At 70.0% G+C, this 17,348-nt stretch carries 13 protein-coding genes; 11 read left to right on the top strand and 2 right to left on the bottom strand.

Translation table 11 applies throughout. From position 1 onward, the window contains the following. Positions 1–32 precede the first annotated feature (32 nt). From miaB to ASG60_RS08745, 6 genes are all read left to right on the top strand, one after another. Positions 33–1,373: a tRNA (N6-isopentenyl adenosine(37)-C2)-methylthiotransferase MiaB gene (miaB, locus tag ASG60_RS08720; RefSeq protein WP_056385056.1), complete on the top strand. Its 1,341-nt coding sequence runs from the start codon at positions 33–35 to the stop codon at positions 1,371–1,373. An 81-nt stretch (positions 1,374–1,454) separates the two neighbouring features. Next, positions 1,455–2,525, top strand: coding sequence for a PhoH family protein (locus ASG60_RS08725; protein WP_244472982.1), 1,071 nt, complete (start codon positions 1,455–1,457; stop codon positions 2,523–2,525). Continuing rightward, entirely contained in the window at positions 2,522–3,007 is a 486-nt protein-coding gene (gene ybeY / locus ASG60_RS08730; protein ID WP_056170028.1) for an rRNA maturation RNase YbeY, read from the top strand. The genes ASG60_RS08725 and ybeY overlap by 4 nt, the downstream gene beginning before the upstream one ends. A gap of 36 nt (positions 3,008–3,043) precedes the next feature. Next, entirely contained in the window at positions 3,044–4,168 is a 1,125-nt protein-coding gene (locus tag ASG60_RS08735) for a hemolysin family protein (protein ID WP_056260607.1), read from the top strand. Positions 4,169–4,184: 16 nt separating this feature from the next. After that, positions 4,185–5,849 carry an apolipoprotein N-acyltransferase gene (gene lnt, locus ASG60_RS08740; protein WP_056385057.1) on the top strand — a complete coding sequence of 555 codons (1,665 nt, stop codon included), beginning with the start codon at positions 4,185–4,187 and terminating at the stop codon, positions 5,847–5,849. An 8-nt stretch (positions 5,850–5,857) separates the two neighbouring features. Beyond that, positions 5,858–7,033 (top strand): MFS transporter, encoded by a 1,176-nt coding sequence (locus tag ASG60_RS08745; protein ID WP_244476610.1) that lies wholly within the window; start codon positions 5,858–5,860, stop codon positions 7,031–7,033. 220 nt (positions 7,034–7,253) lie between these two features. On the opposite strand, the gene ASG60_RS08750 is transcribed toward ASG60_RS08745, so the two are convergent. Then, positions 7,254–8,843 carry a catalase gene (locus ASG60_RS08750; protein ID WP_056385063.1) on the bottom strand — a complete coding sequence of 530 codons (1,590 nt, stop codon included), beginning with the start codon at positions 8,841–8,843 and terminating at the stop codon, positions 7,254–7,256. Positions 8,844–9,004: 161 nt separating this feature from the next. Here ASG60_RS08750 and ASG60_RS08755 point away from each other — a divergent pair, with 161 nt between their 5' ends. The 5 genes from ASG60_RS08755 to ASG60_RS08775 all read left to right on the top strand — a co-directional run bounded on the left by ASG60_RS08755 (position 9,005) and on the right by ASG60_RS08775 (position 15,545). Then, positions 9,005–9,979 carry a LysR substrate-binding domain-containing protein gene (locus ASG60_RS08755; RefSeq protein ID WP_056385065.1) on the top strand — a complete coding sequence of 325 codons (975 nt, stop codon included), beginning with the start codon at positions 9,005–9,007 and terminating at the stop codon, positions 9,977–9,979. Between the two features lie 57 nt (positions 9,980–10,036). Beyond that, complete coding sequence (locus ASG60_RS08760) at positions 10,037–11,092, top strand: AbrB family transcriptional regulator (protein WP_056260615.1); 1,056 nt, start codon at positions 10,037–10,039, stop codon at positions 11,090–11,092. A 2-nt stretch (positions 11,093–11,094) separates the two neighbouring features. Beyond that, positions 11,095–11,442: a diacylglycerol kinase gene (locus ASG60_RS08765; RefSeq protein WP_056170050.1), complete on the top strand. Its 348-nt coding sequence runs from the start codon at positions 11,095–11,097 to the stop codon at positions 11,440–11,442. A 128-nt stretch (positions 11,443–11,570) separates the two neighbouring features. Then, on the top strand, positions 11,571–13,091 hold the full coding sequence (ilvA, locus tag ASG60_RS08770; protein WP_056385067.1) for a threonine ammonia-lyase, biosynthetic: 1,521 nt from the start codon (positions 11,571–11,573) through the stop codon (positions 13,089–13,091). Between the two features lie 246 nt (positions 13,092–13,337). Continuing rightward, positions 13,338–15,545, top strand: coding sequence for a methyl-accepting chemotaxis protein (locus ASG60_RS08775; RefSeq protein WP_056385070.1), 2,208 nt, complete (start codon positions 13,338–13,340; stop codon positions 15,543–15,545). Between the two features lie 61 nt (positions 15,546–15,606). On the opposite strand, the gene ASG60_RS08780 is transcribed toward ASG60_RS08775, so the two are convergent. Continuing rightward, the gene (locus ASG60_RS08780; RefSeq protein ID WP_056170060.1) at positions 15,607–17,175 is read right to left on the bottom strand and encodes a GMC family oxidoreductase; all 1,569 of its coding nucleotides are present in this window, start codon (positions 17,173–17,175) and stop codon (positions 15,607–15,609) included. Positions 17,176–17,348 lie beyond the last annotated feature (173 nt).

Below are 17,348 nucleotides of genomic sequence, written 5' to 3' on the forward strand. Positions count from 1 at the left end.
GCCGTGGCGAACCACGGGTCGGGACCGGACTGTTGAAGAAAGCCTTCGTCAAATCCTACGGCTGCCAGATGAACGCCTACGATGCCACCCGGATGGCGGACGTGCTCGGCGCTGAGGGCTACACCGCCACCGACACGGTGGAGGAGGCGGATGTCGTCATCCTCAACACCTGCCACATCCGTGAGAAGGCGGCCGACAAGGTCTATTCGGAACTCGGACGCCTGCGCGTCCTCAAGACCGAGCGCGCCGCCGCCGGACACGACACCCGCATCGTGGTGGCGGGCTGCGTCGCCCAGGCCGAGGGGGCCGAGATCCTGTCCCGCGCGCCGAGCGTCGACGTGGTGGTCGGCCCGCAGAACTATCACCGCCTGCCCGATCTCCTCGCCCGCTCGCGCACGAAGCGCGTGGTCGATACGGAATTCCCCGTCGAGGACAAGTTCGACCACCTGCCGGCGCGGCGCACCCTCGGGGTCACGGCCTTCCTCACCGTGCAGGAGGGCTGCGACAAGTTCTGCGCCTTCTGCGTGGTGCCCTACACCCGCGGCGCCGAGGTCTCGCGCTCCGTGGCGGCGATCCGGGCCGAGGCGGAGCGATTGCTCCAGGGCGGCGCCCGCGAGATCACCCTTATCGGCCAGAACGTGAACGCCTATCACGGCGTCGGCCTCGACGGCGGGTCGGCCACCCTGCCCGACCTCATGCGCGAGATCGCGTCGCTGCCCGGCATCTTACGCCTGCGCTACACCACCAGCCACCCCAACGACATGACGTCCGACCTCGTGGCGGCCCATGGCAGCCTGCCGGCCCTGATGCCGTTCCTGCACCTGCCGGTGCAGTCGGGCTCCGACCGGGTGCTGAAGGCCATGAACCGCAAGCACACGGCCGTGAGCTACCGCGACCGCATCGCCGAGATGCGGGCGGTGCGGCCCGACATCGCCCTGTCGTCGGATTTCATCGTCGGCTTCCCCGGCGAGACCGAGGCGGAGTTCGAGGAGACCCTGCGGCTCGTCGCCGACATCGGCTTCGCCAGCGCCTACTCGTTCAAGTACAGCCCGCGCCCCGGAACGCCCGCGGCGGAGTGGGACGACATGGTGCCGGAGGACGTGAAGACCCGCCGTCTGCACGCCCTGCAGACCCTTCTCGATGCGCAGCGCCACGCCTTCAACGCCTCGTATGTCGGCGCCGTGGTCGAGGTTCTCGTGGAGAAGGCCGGGCGCCACCCCGGTCAGGTGGCGGGCAAGACGCCTCACCTCCTACCCGTTCAGTTCGACGCGCCCACATCCACCATCGGCACCCTCGTGCCCGTGCGGATCGTCAGGGCCGGCTCCAACAGCCTGTTCGGCGAGACCGTCGCCGATGCGGCGGTCGCGGCGTGAGCGTGGCGGCCCCGTTCCGTGGCATCACCATCGAAGGACACCGGCGTGGCAGCATCTGACGGGATCGGACGGATCGGCCCCTTGCGCGGGCGCGGCCCGGCGGCGCGGGCGGGCGAGATCGTCGAATCCCTCGAGGCGTCCCTGACCTTCGACGACAACCGTCTCGCGAGCCTCGTCTTCGGCCAGTACGACCAGAACGTCGCCCATCTCGAGCGGCGCCTCGGCGTCACCGCCACGGCTTTGGGCAACCACCTCGTCATCAAGGGCTCGCCCGAGGCGGCGGAACTTGCCCGCAAGGTGTTCGAGCGCCTCTATGCCCGCGTCCGGGCCAGCGGGACCGCCCTGACGCTCGGCGACGTCGACGGCGCGATCCAAGAGACGACGCAGCAGGGTACCCTGTTCCCGGCGGCCGAGGTCAGCGCCGAGCCCGACCGGCCGGTCTTCGACCAGATCGCCACCCGCCGGCGCGGCGCCGTGCGCGCCCGCAACACGGCGCAGGACGCCTACATCAAGCTGCTGCGCACCCGCGAACTCGTGTTCGCCGAGGGCCCGGCCGGCACCGGCAAGACCTGGCTGGCCGTCGGCCACGCCGTCTCGCTGCTGGAGCAGGGTCACGTGGAGCGCATCATCCTGTCCCGCCCGGCCGTCGAGGCCGGCGAGCGCCTCGGCTTCCTGCCCGGCGACATGCGCGACAAGGTCGATCCGTACCTGCGCCCGATCTACGACGCGCTCTACGATTTCATGGAAGCCCGCCACGTCGACCGTGGCCTTCAGACCGGGATCATCGAGATCGCGCCGCTCGCCTTCATGCGCGGACGCACCCTCACCAATGCCGTGGTGCTCCTCGACGAGGCGCAGAACACCACCTCCATGCAGATGAAGATGTTCCTGACGCGCCTCGGCGAAAACTCCCGGATGATCATCACGGGCGATCCGAGCCAGGTCGATCTGCCGCCGGGCCAGCGCTCGGGCCTCGTCGAGGCGGTGAAGATCCTGGACGGCGTCGAGGGCATCGGTCGCGTCACCTTCCGCGACGTCGACGTGGTACGCCACGACCTCGTGCGCCGCATCGTCACCGCCTACGAATCGGCCGCCCACGGCGAGCACGAATCCGACCGCAACCCGAATCCGCGCCGCCGGCCCAATTCATGATCGAGACCGAAATCGACGTCGCCGTCGAGGACGCACGCTGGAACGACGTGGTGCCGGACCTCGAAGCGTTCGTGATCCGCGCCGTGGAGGCCGGGCTCGCCATCGCACCGGATTCCCCCAAGGAAGCGGTGGAGGTCAGCGTCCTGCTCACCACCGACGCTGCGGTGCAGGCCCTGAACCGGACTTGGCGCGGACAGGACAAGCCCACCAACGTCCTGTCGTTTCCTGCGCCCCCGCAGCCCCCCCATGCGGGAATGGCGCGGCCGCTCGGCGATGTCGTTCTTGCGTATGACACGATGCTGCGCGAGAGTGCCGAGCAATCGAAGCCGCTCAGTCACCACCTCGCGCACCTCCTTGTCCATGGCACCCTCCACCTCCTCGGTCAGGACCACGAGACGGGCGACGCGGACGCCGAGGCCATGGAGGCGCTCGAAATCGCGGCCCTCGCCACCCTCGGCATGCCCGATCCCTACGCCGATTGAGCGGCAGCAACGCCCGTCATCCCAGATCAGAGAGACATGACGAACGATCGAAGTCGCGGCGCGGCCCAGGCCGCGCCCAGCGCGAACGACGGTGAGGCTCACCCCCGCGAGCCCTGGTACGACCGTCTGCTGCACGTCTTCCACCTCCGGCCGCGCGATTCGTTGCGCGACGATATCGAGGACCGGCTGGCTGAGCCCGATTCGGGCGAGAACGCCTTCTCGCCCATCGAGCGCGCCATGCTCAAGAACGTGCTCGGCCTGCACAAGGTGCGGGTGGACGACGTGATGATCCCGCGCATCGACATCGTCGCCGTGTCCATGGACACGAGTCTGGGCGAATTGCTCAAGCTGTTCCGCACGGCCGGGCATTCGCGCCTGCCCGTCTACGGCGAGACCCTCGACGACCCGAAGGGCATGGTCCACATCCGCGACTTCGTCGAGCATATCGCCGCCCGCGCGGAGGTCGGCCATCGGCGGCCGGGCGCGACCCCCGTCGAGTCCTCCCCCGCCGAGCCTTCGGACGAAACACCGGTCCCGCGGCCCCGCCGGGGTGCCCGCGCGTTGCGCACTCTCAACCTCGCCAGCGTCGATCTTTCGGCGACCCTCGCCTCCACCCGGATCCAGCGTCCGGTCCTGTTCGTGCCGCCCTCCATGCCGGCCATCGACCTCCTCGTGCGGATGCAGGCGACCCGCACCCACATGGCGCTGGTCATCGACGAGTACGGCGGCACGGACGGCCTCATCTCCATCGAGGATCTCGTCGAGATGGTGGTGGGCGACATCGAGGACGAGCACGACGTCGCCGAAGGCCGCCTCGTGCAGCGCGTCGAGGGCGAAGGCGACGTCTTCGTGGCCGACGCCCGTGCGGGCCTCGCCGAGGTGTCGGAGGCGAGCGGCGTCGACCTCGTCGCGGCAGTCGGCGAGATGGCGGAGGAGATCGACACCATCGGGGGCCTCATCGTGACCCTCGCCGGACGCGTGCCCTCGCGCGGCGAACTCATCGCCGGCCCGGGCGACCTCGAATTCGAGGTGCTCGACGCGGATCCACGGCGGGTGAAGCGCCTGCGTCTCAAGCGCAGCGATGCGCAGATCGCGTCGGTGGTGCCGCTGGCGCTGCCGCCGCCCGCACCCAATCCGAGCCTCGAAGCCCCCGCATCGTGACGGCGACGGTCGTTCGATGACTCTTGGCCGCGCCGACGCCATGCCGGCGCCCGGCCCCCTCGCCCTCCTCGCCCAATGGGTGATGCTGAGCGCGGGGTGGCGCCGGCTGCTCGTCGCCTATTGCGCCGGGGCGTTCGGGGCCCTGGCGATGCCGCCCTTCGGCGCCCTTCCGGCCCTCGCCGTCGCTCTGTCGGTGGCCGTCTGGCTCCTCGACGGCGCCCCCACGGGCCGCCGTGCTTGGCATACCCTGCGGACCGCCGGCCTCATCGGCTGGGCCTGGGGGTTCGGCTATCTCACGGCCGGCCTGTGGTGGCTTGGCTCGGCCTTCCTGGTGGAAGCGGAGGAATTCGCCTGGGCCCTGCCCCTCGGAGTGATCGGCCTGCCGGCGGTGCTGGGCGTGTTCTACGGGTTCGGGTTCGCCCTGGCCCGCCTCGTCTGGTCGCCGGGCGCGGGGCGCGTCCTCGCCCTCGCCTTCGGGCTCGCCGCCTGCGAGTGGCTGCGCGGCCACCTGTTCACGGGTTTCCCGTGGAACACCCTCGGGATGGCGCTCGGCCAGAACCTCTGGCTGATGCAGAGTGCGGCCGGAATCGGCCTCTACGGCCTCACCCTCCTGGCGGTCCTGATCGCCGCCGCTCCCGCGACCCTCGCGACGGGCGCGTCCCCGTCCGCCCGTTTGGTGCCGACCGTTCTGGCGGGCATCGTACTCGGGTCCATGGCGCTCTTCGGCGCGGCGCGCCTGCCGGCAGGGCCCGACGCCACCGTGGCGGGCATCCGGCTGCGCCTCGTCCAGCCGAACCTGAACCAGGACGCCAAGTTCCGCCCCGAGAACCGCGAGGACATCCTCGACCGCTACATCGAGCTCAGCGACCGGGCCGCCGCCCCGGACCGGTCGGGCCTGTCCGACGTCACCCACGTGATCTGGCCGGAATCGGCGTTTCCGTTCCTGATCCAGCGCGACCCGGCGGCCCTGGCCCGCATCGCCGCCGCCCTGCCGCCGGGCAAGCAGCTGATCACGGGCGCGGCCCGGGCCGACACGCCGCTCCCGGGCGAGCGCCCGCACTTCTTCAACGCGATCCTCACCCTCGCGGCCGGGCCGAAACTCGGTGAAGTCTACGACAAGGTTCACCTCGTCCCCTTCGGCGAGTATCTGCCGGATCCCCTCGACGCATTCCTGCGGGCCCTGCACATCCGTCAGTTCGTGTCGATTCCCGGCGGGTTCACCGCCGGTGACCGAGCCCGTCAGCGCATCCTGTCGGTACCGGGATTACCGCCCATCGCCGCCACCATCTGCTACGAGGCGATCTTCCCCGGCGCCATCGTGCCGGAAGCGGGTCCGAGCGGACCGCCGCCGGTGCCGGGCCTGATCCTCAACCTAACCAACGATGCCTGGTTCGGCGACACGCCCGGCCCGCGCCAGCACTTCGCCCAGGCGCGCCTGCGCGCCGTCGAGGAAGGCCTGCCCCTGGTGCGCGACGCCAACACCGGCATCTCGGCCGTGGTCGACGCCCATGGCCGGATCGTCGCGAGCCTGCCCGTCGGGGTCGAGGGCGTCCTCGACGCCGATCTCCCCGTGCGGCTCGCCGATCGTACCCCCTACGCCCGCTTCGGCGACGCTCCCTTCGCGATCCTGCTCGGCCTCACCCTCATCCTGGCGCTCACGGCGCGACGGCGGTCGGCGTGAGCCGGCCGGTGTCAGCGGCGCGTCCCCTCCTCCTCGGCGCCGGCATCCTGCTCGTCGCGTTCAACATGCGCCCGGCCCTGACCACCGTCGGGCCGCTCATCGAGACGATCCAGGCGGCGACCGGGCTCGGGACCCGGGGTGCGGCCCTCCTCAACACCCTGCCGGTGCTGTGCATCGGCCTCGCCTGCGTGCTGGGCCCCCTCGTGATCCGCCGACTCGGCGCCGATCGCGGCGTCCTGCTCGCCGTCGCCATCGTCACCCTCGGTTCGGGGCTCCGGGGCTTTGGCGGATTGGGACCGCTCTTTGCCGGCGCCTGCCTCGCCGCCCTCGGGATCGGCCTGTCGGGCGTCCTGCTGCCGGGGCTCGTGAAGCGCGAGTTCCCCACCCAGGTCGGCCGCGTCACCGGGCTCTACACCATGGTCCTGTGTCTCGGGGCCGCCGCCGGGGCGGGCTTCAGCGTGCCCCTGACGCAGGCCGCCGGAAACTGGTCCACGGCCCTCGGCCTCTGGAGCGTCCCGGCCCTGGTCGCCACCCTGGCGTGGCTCCCCTTCGCCCGCGCGCCCGACCCGGCCGAACGCGCCGTGCGGCGGCGCCCCCTGTGGCGGGACCGGCTCGCCTGGCAGGTGACCGGGTTCATGGGCCTGCAATCGTCGCTCGCCTACATCATGTTCGGCTGGCTGCCGGTGGTGCTGCACGACCGAGGCCTCAGCGCCATGGAGGCCGGCTACGTCGCGTCCCTCATGAGCATCGGGCAGGCGCCCTTCGCCCTCGTCGTGCCGTCCCTCGCCGCGCGGGCAAAGGACCAGCGCTTGTTCGCCATGCTGTTGCTGGGCCTCGCCGTGGTGACCATCCTGGGCCTGGTCTTCGGGCCCCTCGGTCTCGCTCTGCCGTTCGGTATGCTGCTGGGCGGCGCCCTCGGAGGCCTGTTCGGCCTCGGCCTCACCCTCATCGTCCTGCGCGCCCGCGACACGGCCGGCGCGGCGGATCTCGCCGCCATGTCCCAGAGCGTCGGCTACACCTTGGCGTCCCTCGGCCCCCTCGGCTTCGGCCTCGCCCACGACCTCACCGGCGGCTGGGGCGCCTCCGTCACCCTGTTCTGTCTCATCGCCGGGGGCGCACTGATCTGCAGCTTCTGGGCCGGGCAGAACCGGACCGTCGGCGTGCCGGACCCGCGCGGCGCTTGAGACTGACTCCGGATGATCAATTCGGAGACAGTCTCAGACAGCCCGCGCGGCGCTTGAGCGAAGCCCAAATCCGCATCGCGAAGCGATCAACCGGTATGAGACGGCGCCCCCTGCGGCGGGACAGCCGCCGACGATCCCTCGGACCAACGAAAAACCCCGCACGGCCGGGGGGCCGTGCGGGGCTGGGGTTCCGGTGACGCCGGTCTACGGCGCCTGAGGCTTACTCGGCGGCGACGCGGTGGGCTTGGCTGCCGTCCGTGTAGGTCTCGGCCTGGAGGCGCTTGCCCGGAGCCGCGCGGCCCGGAAGCGGCGGCAGGGCCAGGGCCTTCGCCAGATCGATGCCCGCCCCCTCGGCGACGCGGCGGCCGTAATCCGCATCCGCGTGAGAGAAGTGCCAGACCATCCGCAGCTGGATCGCCTCGGGGCACTGCTTCATGTCGCCGACGAGGTTGGCGACGAGGTCGTCGCGCTCCCAATCCTGGAACGAACGGTAGCGCACGCCGGCCTGCGTGTAGTCGTCCTCGGTGCGCGAGGTCTGGAAGCGGCCGAGGTGGCCCTCCACCGGCTGGTGGTAGTCCTTGGCGGGCTTGGGCGCTTCGGCGAGGCCCTCACCGATGGTCGAGGGCTCGTAGTTGATGTGGCGGTTCTGGCCATGGCCGTCGACCCCATAGGTCATCTGGCCGTCGCGCTGGTTCGAATAGACCTTCACGCCGGGCTGCGGCGCGTTGATCGGCAGCTGGAGGTAGTTGGCGCCGACGCGGTAACGCTGCGTGTCCGAGTAGGACAGCGTCCGGCCCTGGAGCATCTTGTCGTCCGAGAAGTCGATACCGTCGACGAGCACGCCCGTGCCGAAGGCCGACTGCTCGACTTCCGCGAAGAAGTTGTCGGGCACGCGGTCGAGCACCATGCGGCCCACCGGCAGCAGCGGGAAGTCTTCCACCGGCCACAGCTTGGTGTCGTCCAGGGGATCGAACGACAGGTGGTCGTTCGGGCCGTCGGGCATGATCTGCACGCAGAATTCCCACTCGGGGAAGTTGCCCTTGGAAATGTTGTCGTAGAGGTCGCGGGTGGCGTGGCCGACATCCTTGGCCTGGATCTCGGAGGCTTGGGCCGAAGTCAGGTTGCGGATGCCCTGCTTGGGCTCCCAATGGAACTTGCACAGCACCGCTTCGCCCTGGTCGTTGACGAGCTTGTAGGTGTTGACGCCCGAGCCTTCCATCTCCCGATAGTTGGCCGGGATGCCCCATGGCGACTTCAGGTGGGTGACCATGTGGATGGCTTCGGGATGCTGGGCCACGAAGTCGAAGAAGCGCCACGCCTCCTGGCGGTTCGTCACCGGGTCCGGCTTGAACGCGTGGATCATGTCGGGGAACTTGATCGCGTCGCGGATGAAGAAGACCTTGAGGTTGTTGCCGACGAGATCCCAATTGCCGTCGACGGTCTTGAACTTCACCGCGAAGCCGCGCGGGTCGCGCTCGGTCTCAGGCGACTCCTTGGCGCCCGCGACGGTGGAGAAGCGCACGAACATCGGCGTCTTCACGCCGGTCTCATTGAGCACGCGGGCGCGGGTGTACTTGGAGGCCGGCTCGTTGCCGATCTTGCCGTAGGCCTCGAAGTAGCCGTGGGCGCCCGCACCGCGAGCGTGCACCACGCGCTCCGGAATGCGCTCGCGGTCGAAATGCGTGATCTTCTCGATGAACTGGTAGTTCTCGAGGGTCGCCGGACCGCGCTCGCCCACCGTGCGGGTGCTCTGGTTGTCGCGAACCGGGTGGCCCTGACGGGTGGTCAGAATCGGGCGCTGATCGCTCATGCGGTGCTCTCTCCAAATGGTTGAATCGGACCGGGGGATGGGTTCGGAGCACCGTGGCTCGCGAACGCCATCGACCCTGGAATTGTTCTGAGACCAGCTTATGGACCCCCGTGGATCGTTTGGCCAATGCATCGTGGCAAACGTTCTGATAGACGCAACCTATGAACCTGTCAGGATTGTCCCTGCGCGACCTCGAGTATGTCGTGGCCGTCGCCGAGGAGACGCATTTCGGTCGCGCCGCCGAGCGCTGCAACGTCAGCCAGCCGACCCTGAGCGTGCAGGTGCGCAAGCTCGAGGAATCCCTGGGCCTCGTCCTGTTCGAGCGCGGCAACCGCCGGGTGATGCTCACCCCCGCCGGCCAAGGCATCGTCCGGCAGGCCCGCACGGTGCTGGCCGAGGCGCAGCGCCTGCTGGTGCTGGCGAGCGAGGGACGCGGCGCGCCGCTCACCGGCCGCCTCGTGCTCGCGGCCATCCAGACGCTCGGCCCCTACCTTTTTCCCTTTGTCCTGCGCAGCCTGCGCCAGGAATTCCCGCTGCTGGCCCTGGCGCTGAGCGAAGCGCGCACGGCGGAAATTCTGGAAGGGTTGCGCGACGGGCGCATCGACGCCGCCCTGCTGTCCCTGCCGGTGCCGTCGTCAGGGCTGACGATCTCGCCGCTGTTCATTGAGCCGTTCCTGCTCGCCTGCCCGGCCGAGCATCCCCTGGCCCGCGGCGGCGCCCTGCGGGCCCGCGACATCGCCGGGCCGGACCTTCTTCTCCTCGATGAAGGCAATTGCCTGCGCGACCAGACCGTGGCGGCCTGCGGCGCCGGCAGTACGGCCGGCCGCCACGCCACGAGTCTGGAGACCCTGCGCTCCATGGTGGCGGCGGGGGCCGGCTACACCCTGCTGCCGGCCCTCGCCGTGCCGGCGGCGCCCGATCCGAGCGGCCTTACCGTGACGCGGGGCTTCGACGTCGACGGTCCCGGCCGTACCGTCGCTCTCGCCTGGCGTGCCAGCGATCCGCGCGGCGCCGGCCTCGCGCACCTTGCCGCCTTCTTCCGCGCGCACGCACCGGCCGGTACCACCGCCTGCCGCGACGACGGGGCTTCGGCACCTGCATCGGCCCGTCGTGACAGCGTCTCCGATCCGGTGTAGCGCGCCAGATCTCCCCTACGGCCCTCCCTCCCCCGCTCTCGCCTCCCGGCTCCCGCTGTGCAGTTCTTCCGGTCCCTCGGCCTCTGGGTGGCGCTCGTCGCGGCCTCGGGCGCCCTCGCGTACGGCCTGACGCTGGGGCATTTTCCCGCCGCCCTCCTGCTCGGGCCGATGCTGGCCGCCATCGCGTTCGGCGTCGGCGGCGCCGGGCTCGGCGTTCCGAAGCCCGGCTTCCTCGCCGCACAGGCGATGATCGGTTGCCTCGTAGCAAAAGCCGTCACCGCCGAGATCGTCGCCACCATCACGGAAGACGGGTGGATCATCCTCGCCGTGGTCCTCGTCACCGTGGTGGCGGGCGCCGTCGTCGGCTGGACCCTGACGCGCCTGCGCATCCTGCCCGGCACCACCGCCGCCTGGGGCTCCTCCCCAGGGGGAGCCGCCGCCATGGTGGCGATGTCGGAGGAGTACGGCGCCGATCCGCGCCTCGTCGCCTTCATGCAATATGTCCGGGTCGTCGTGGTGGTGCTGTCGGCCTCCGCGGTCGCACGCCTCCTCACCGATGTCGCAGCGCCGGCCGCACCGGCCGCCGGCACGACACCGCCGCTGACCGTCCTGGTGACCCTGACGGTGGCGGCCGTGGGCTTTGCCCTCGCACACCTCCTGCGCCTGCCGGCCGCCGCCCTGATCGGACCGATGCTCCTCGGATCCGCGCTCCACGCCGCCGGACTCGTCGGCATGGCGCTGCCGATCCCGCTCCTCGACCTCGCCTACGCGACCATCGGCTGGTACGTCGGCCTGCGCTTCCGCCGGGAGACCTTGCGGGAGACGGTGACGGCCCTGCCCGGAATCCTCATCGCCACCGTCGCGGTCATCGCGCTCTGCGCCGTCTGGGCCTACGGCCTCACCCAAATCCTGCCCATCGACTTCCTGACCGCCTACCTCGCCACGAGTCCCGGCGGCCTCGATTCGGTGGCGATCATCGCGGTGGGCTCGAAGGCGGACGTGTCGTTCGTGCTCGCGGTGCAGACCCTGCGGCTTTTCGTGGTGCTGATCACCGGACCGCTGCTCGCCAAGTGGATCGCCAAGGGTGCTCCGGCGGGCGCTCCAAAGGCCTGACCATGCGCGCGCTGCTCGTCGCCTTCCTCAATTCCTGGCGCGGCCTCGCCCACGGCGCCCGCACGGAGCGGGCGGTGCGCCTCGAACTCGCCCTGCTGCTCCTGGGTTTGCCACTGGCGTTCCTCGTCGGCGCCGGCCTCTGGGTCCGCGTCGCTCTCGTGGCGAGCCTCCTGCTCATGCTGGCGGCGGAGTTCCTCAACACCGCCATCGAAAAGCTCTGCGACCATCTCCACCCCGGCCATCACCCCAAGATCGGCATCGTCAAGGATCTGGCCTCCGCCGGGGCTTTCCTGGCCCAGGCCGTCGCGGCCCTCGTCTGGCTCGCCGCCCTGTTCGAGCGGGTGAGCTGAGCCGACGCGCAGCCGTAAGCCGCACGGTGGCCGGGGTCCGATCGGCGAAGCGGCCTCGCGTCTTTCGTGCGCCGGACCTATGTGCGGGTAACCGAACCGTCGCCCACCCGAATCGGACACCCGTCTCCTTGACCGACTACATCCGAAAGATCCTCACCGCCCGCATCTACGACGTCGCCGTCGAGAGCCCCCTCGACCCGATGCCGCGCATGTCCGCGCGCCTCGGGCGCCCGGTCCTCCTCAAGCGCGAGGACCTGCAGCCGGTGTTCTCGTTCAAGCTGCGCGGGGCCTACAACAAGATGTCGGGCCTCTCGGCCGAGGTGCTGGCGCGCGGCGTCGTCTGCGCGTCCGCCGGCAACCACGCGCAGGGTGTGGCGCTCGCCGCCGCGCGGCTGAACGTGCGGGCCGTCATCGTGATGCCGCGCACCACGCCGGCCATCAAGGTCGATGCCTGCCGGGCGCGCGGCGCCGAAGTGATCCTGTTCGGCGACGCCTTCGACGAAGCCCTCGGCCACGCCCGTGAACTGGAGGTGGCGCAAGGCCTGACCTTCCTGCACCCGTTCGACGATCCCGACGTGATCGCCGGCCAGGGCACCATCGGCATGGAGATCCTGACCCAGCATTCCGGGCCCATCGAGGCGATCTTCGTCCCCATCGGGGGCGGTGGATTGGCCGCCGGAATCGCCACCTTCGTGAAATACCTGCGGCCCGAGACCAAGGTGATCGGCGTCGAGCCGGACGACGCCGCCTGCATGGCGGCGGCGCTCGCGGCGAACGAACGCGTGATGCTGCCCACCGTCGGCCTATTCGCCGACGGCGTCGCCGTGCGCCAGGCCGGCGAGGAAACGTTCCGCCTCTGCCGCGAACACCTCGACGGCGTCATCACCGTCGACACCGATGCCATGTGCGCGGCGGTGAAGGACATCTTCGACGACACCCGTGCGATCTCCGAGCCGTCGGGCGCGCTCGCACTGGCCGGGGCCAAGGCCTACGCGGCGCGCGAGGGTGCCGGAACCGGCACCCTGGTGGCGATCTCAAGCGGTGCCAATCTCAACTTCGACCGCCTGCGCCACATCGCCGAGCGCGCCGAGATCGGCGAACAGCGCGAAGTCTTGCTCGGCGTGACGATTCCCGAGCGGCAGGGCGCTTACCGCGCCTTCATCGGAACCCTCGGTCCGCGCGCCATCACGGAGTTCAATTATCGCTATGCGCGCGGCAGCGAGGCGCAGATCTTCGTCGGCATCAACTTGCCTGGCGGCGCGGTCGAGAAGCGCGCGCTCATCGCGGAGCTCTCGGCGGCCGGCTACCGAGCCCTCGATATGAGCGACAACGAGATGGCTAAGGTCCATATCCGCTACATGGTCGGCGGCCGGGCGACCGGACTTTCCGACGAGCGGCTCTATCGCTTCCAGTTCCCCGAGCGCCCGGGCGCCCTGATGAAGTTTCTCGACGGTCTCGGCGAGGGCTTCGCCATCACCCTGTTCCACTACCGCAACCACGGTGCCGATTACGGCCGAGTACTCGCCGGGATCGATGTGCCGCCGACCGAACGGGCTCGCTTCGACGCGGCCATCGCGGCCCTAGGCTATCCATGCATCGACGAGACCGATAACCCCGCCTACCGGATGTTCCTCGACGACCACACATGAGCGGGCAGATGCCTCGTCCGGTTGCGGAGACGTTCAGGCTATCGAGCCATCGGGGTACGGTCCCACGTCGGACACCGACGAAATTCTATCGCAGATCAGTAGTGGGAAGCATTTTATCTCGCAGGGCAGATGTGATCGAGTTATGATTCGAACTCAATAGATTTTAGCTGCCGGCATAGGACGGGGATAAGTCTTCCTTAGAAATTGCCCGGTAAACCGAGGCGTTCTCGCCCCGGTGCCCCCCGAATGTCCGCCTATTCCAGCCTCAAGATCCGCCTGCCGGCCATCACGGTCGGGCTCGCCCTCGTCAGCGCCACGGCGATGGGCGGGCTGAGCTGGTACTTCGCTCGCTCCGGCCTCATGGAAGGGGCGCAGGACCGGCTCCAGCTCGCCGCGACGGCGCGCAAGATCGGGATCGAACTCGTCGCCGAGCGCGCGGCCGGCGATCTCGCCACCACGGCGGCCAATCCGCAGGTCGGTGGCAACTTCACGGATCTCGTCGAGGCCCTCGATCCGGCGAAGGCCGAGTTCGCCGCCGTCGTGCAGGCCTACACGTCCCCGACCAAGCTCGAGGATCGCCTGAATGCCGAAGCGGCGGGCACGATGTACGCGCGCCGGCACGCCAAGGTGCAGGAGGTGGCGCGCAAGCTCATCGAGCGGCGCGGCTACGCCGACCTGATCTTCGTCTCGGAGGACGGGCGCATCGTCTACACCACCACGAAGGGTGCCGACTTCGCCCATGCCCTGTCCGAAGCCGACCTCGCCAAGACCGGGCTCGCCCGCCTGATCGAACGCCTGAAGGGCGCGGATGCGACGGCGACGCTCTACGAGGATTTCGCCGCCTATCCGGCCGAAGCCGGACCGTCGGCGTTCCTCGGGCAATCCATCACGCGCCGGGCCAACGTCGCCATGGGCACGGGCCAGGCGGCGACCCGCATGGGCTTCGTGGTGATGCGCGTCACGCCTGCCCTGTTCGACCGGACCCTGTCCGACCGCGGCGGTCTCGGCGACACCGGAGAGGTCGTGGCGGTCGGCACCGACGGTCGCCTGCGCAGCAACCCGCCCCTGGGTGTCGCCCAAGCGGGCGCCGGATCGGCCGGCAAGGTCTCGGCTGGCAAGATATCGGCTGGCAAGATATCGGCTGGAATGGAAGCGGCCGGTCTCGGCCTGAGCCCAGCGCTCCTCAACACCGACCGTCCCTTCACCTATGCCACCGCCGATGGTGACCGGATGGCGGCAACGGCACGGGTTTCGGTGATGGGCGCCCCCTGGACCCTGGTCGCGGCGCAATCCGACACCGAGATCCTCGGCGCCGTCGGCACCCTCACCCGCGCCCTCGCGCTGACCGCCCTCGGCGTCCTGGTGCTCACCGCCCTCCTCGGTCTCCTGTTCGCCCGGGGCATCGTCCGTCCCCTCGGCGCCCTCACCCGTGCCCTCGACGCCCTCGCCCGCCGCGAAACCCTGGCCGACGTGCCGGGCAGCGGACGCGCCGACGAGATCGGCGGCATCGCCCGGGCCGTCGTCACCATCCGCGACATCTCCCTGGAGGACGCCGCCCGCCAGCTCGAGACCACCGCCGCCGCGCGGATGCGGGAGGAGACCGATCGCCGCGCGCTGCTCGCCGAGCTCGCCGACGGCTTCGAGCGCTCCGTGGGACGGATCGTCGAGACGGTGTCGCAGGCGGCTTCCGGCCTCAATGCCGCGTCGGACAGCATGATCACCGCCGTGGCCGGAACCGCGCAGCGCTCCGTCACCGTCGCGGCGACCGCCAACGAGACGGCCGGGAACGTCAACGCCGTCGCGACGGCGGCGGAGGAGCTCGGTGCGACCGTCGGCGAGATCGGCCGCCAGGTCGAGCAGGCCGCCGACATGTCGCGCAAGGCCGTGGACGAGGCGGGCCGCACCGCCGACACCATGCGCCGGCTCTCGACGGCCGCCGCGCGCATCGGCGACGTCGTCGGGATGGTCTCCCAGATCGCCGGGCAGACCAACCTGCTGGCCCTGAACGCCACCATCGAGGCGGCACGCGCCGGCGAGGCCGGCCGCGGCTTCGCCGTGGTCGCCGCGGAGGTCAAGAATCTGGCGGAGCAGACCGCGCGCGCCACCACGGAGATCGGCCAGCAGGTGGAGGCGATCCAGGCTGCCACCGGGGAGGCCGCCGGCGCGATCCAGGGCATCGTCGGACGCATCGAGGGGATGAGCCAGGTCACGGGCAGCATCGCGGCGGCCGTCGAGGAACAGGGCGTGACCACCCAGGAGATCGTCCGCAACATGGGGCAGGCCTCGGCCGGCACGGGGGCGATGACGCAGGACATCGCCGCGGTGGCGACCTCCGCCGAGGAAGCGGGCGCCTCCGCCGCACAGGTCCAGCGCGCCTCCGCCGATCTATCGCGCCAGTCAGAGAGCCTGCGGGCCGAAGTGGACGGATTCCTCGCCACCGTCAGGGCCGCCTGAGCGCCCGGACCGGCTTACGACGCGGAGAATCGCCCGGGGTTCGCCCCGGGCGCTTCCGCTTTCAGCCCAGACGTTCCTCAAGGTGCGCCGCCACCCGGAGCGCGTTCGCCACGATGGTGAGGGTCGGGTTCACCGCGCCGATGGACGGAAAGAAGCTCGCATCGGTGACGTAGAGATTGTCGACCTCGTGCGCCCGGCAATCGAGGTTCAGCACCGAGGTTTGGGGATCGGTGCCGAAGCGCAGGGTCCCGGCCTGATGGGCGGTGCCGCTCAGGGGAATGTTCTTGCCGAGGTAGAGCGAGCGCTCGAACAGGTAGGTGTAGGCACCGGCCGGTTGGAGCAGGCCCTCCAGGGTGTCGCGCAGGCGGTCGTGGGCTTCGCGGTTGGTCTCCGTCACGTCGAGGATCACCCGACCGTCCGCTCCGAGGCTCACCCGGTTGTCGGGGTGCGGCAGGTCCTCGCTCTGGAGCCAGAAGTCCATGGAATGGCGCGCCACCATGGCGAAGGGCGCCTCGGGCAGGAAGCCCGTCCATTTCGGGAATTCCTCGCCGCGGATCTGATCGGGATGCGTCTTGGCGCACATCTGGATCAGACCCATCGGATACTCCCAGGCCTTCGATTCGAAGTAGTAGTCCGACACCGCCAGCGTTTTCTGGAAGACCGTGTCGTTGGGCTCCTTCGACAGCGCCATCAGCACCGACATGTTGTGGCGCATGTAGTTGCGCCCGACCTGATCCGATCCGTTGGCGAGACCGTTCGGATGCGCGTCGGAATGCGAGCGCAGGAGCAGCAGGGCCGACGAAAGGGCTCCGCACGCCACCACGACGATGTCGGCGCTGTAGCGCTCCTCTTCGCCGCTTCGGGTGACGTGGACGGAGGTCACCCGGCGGCCCGACGCATCGGTTTCGAGACGCGACACGTAGGCGTTGGTGAGGAGGGTGACGTTCGGGTACGCGGCCAGCGTCGGATCGACGGTCATCACCTGAGCGTCGGCCTTGCCGTTGAGAAGGCAGGGGAACCCGTCGAAGGCGTCGCAGCGGATGCAGGTGCTCGTCGGGGTCGGCCGGCCGTTCCGCTCGTCGAGCTTGATGCCCAGCGGTAGGTGGAATGGGTGCAGGCCGTGCCGGGCCCAGTCGTCCGAAAGCCGCTGGATGCGCGGCTCGTGGGAGACGGCGGGGTGATCGTAGGGTGCGCTCGCCCAGGGCTCCCCCGGGTCCTCGCCCCGATTGCCATGGACGGCGAACAGGCGCTCGGCCCGGGTGTAGTACGGCTCGAACACGTCGTAGCCGAGCGGCCAGGCCGGTGAGACACCATCGACGTGGCGCACAGCCTCGAAATCGCGCTCGCGCATCCTGAGGAGGGCCGCGCCGTACACCTTCGAGTTGCCGCCCACGTAGTAGTGCAGTGCCGGACTGAAGGCCCGCCCATCGCCGCCGTACCACGTTTCCTTGGCCTGATAGGCACCGTCCACGAACACGGTCTTGGCGCTCCAGTTCGCCTGCGAGCGAGGCAGGTAGTCGCCGCGCTCGAGGAGGAGGATGCGTTTTCCCGTCGGCGCCAGGGCCGCCGTGAGGGAGCCGCCGCCGGGACCACTGCCGATCACGATGACGTCGTAACGATCCTGGGACATGGGTCGATCCTGGGCTGGGCAGCCGTGCCGAACGATCCGCCGGACGTTCGAGACGGCCAACGTGAACCCGTCCGCCCCGTTCCGCGCTGCGGTGCACACAATGACGCGCGTGGGCGCAACCGTACGGACGGAGTGGCGTTGGAAGCGGGCAGGGCACGCTCGTGCCCTGCAAC

It is taken from the genome of Methylobacterium sp. Leaf469, assembly GCF_001424745.1.
Taxonomy (GTDB): Bacteria; Pseudomonadota; Alphaproteobacteria; order Rhizobiales; family Beijerinckiaceae; genus Methylobacterium.

What these genes read in the sequence shown, in the direction of transcription:
- ybeY (WP_056170028.1), top strand. Translation starts at nt 2,522, where the DNA reads ATGATCGAGACCGAAATCGACGTCGCCGTCGAGGACGCACGCTGGAAC.
- ASG60_RS08735 (WP_056260607.1), top strand. Translation starts at nt 3,044, where the DNA reads ATGACGAACGATCGAAGTCGCGGCGCGGCCCAGGCCGCGCCCAGCGCG.
- lnt (WP_056385057.1), top strand. Translation starts at nt 4,185, where the DNA reads ATGACTCTTGGCCGCGCCGACGCCATGCCGGCGCCCGGCCCCCTCGCC.
- ASG60_RS08750 (WP_056385063.1), bottom strand. Translation starts at nt 8,843, where the DNA reads ATGAGCGATCAGCGCCCGATTCTGACCACCCGTCAGGGCCACCCGGTT.
- ASG60_RS08755 (WP_056385065.1), top strand. Translation starts at nt 9,005, where the DNA reads ATGAACCTGTCAGGATTGTCCCTGCGCGACCTCGAGTATGTCGTGGCC.
- ASG60_RS08765 (WP_056170050.1), top strand. Translation starts at nt 11,095, where the DNA reads ATGCGCGCGCTGCTCGTCGCCTTCCTCAATTCCTGGCGCGGCCTCGCC.
- ASG60_RS08775 (WP_056385070.1), top strand. Translation starts at nt 13,338, where the DNA reads ATGTCCGCCTATTCCAGCCTCAAGATCCGCCTGCCGGCCATCACGGTC.
- ASG60_RS08780 (WP_056170060.1), bottom strand. Translation starts at nt 17,175, where the DNA reads ATGTCCCAGGATCGTTACGACGTCATCGTGATCGGCAGTGGTCCCGGC.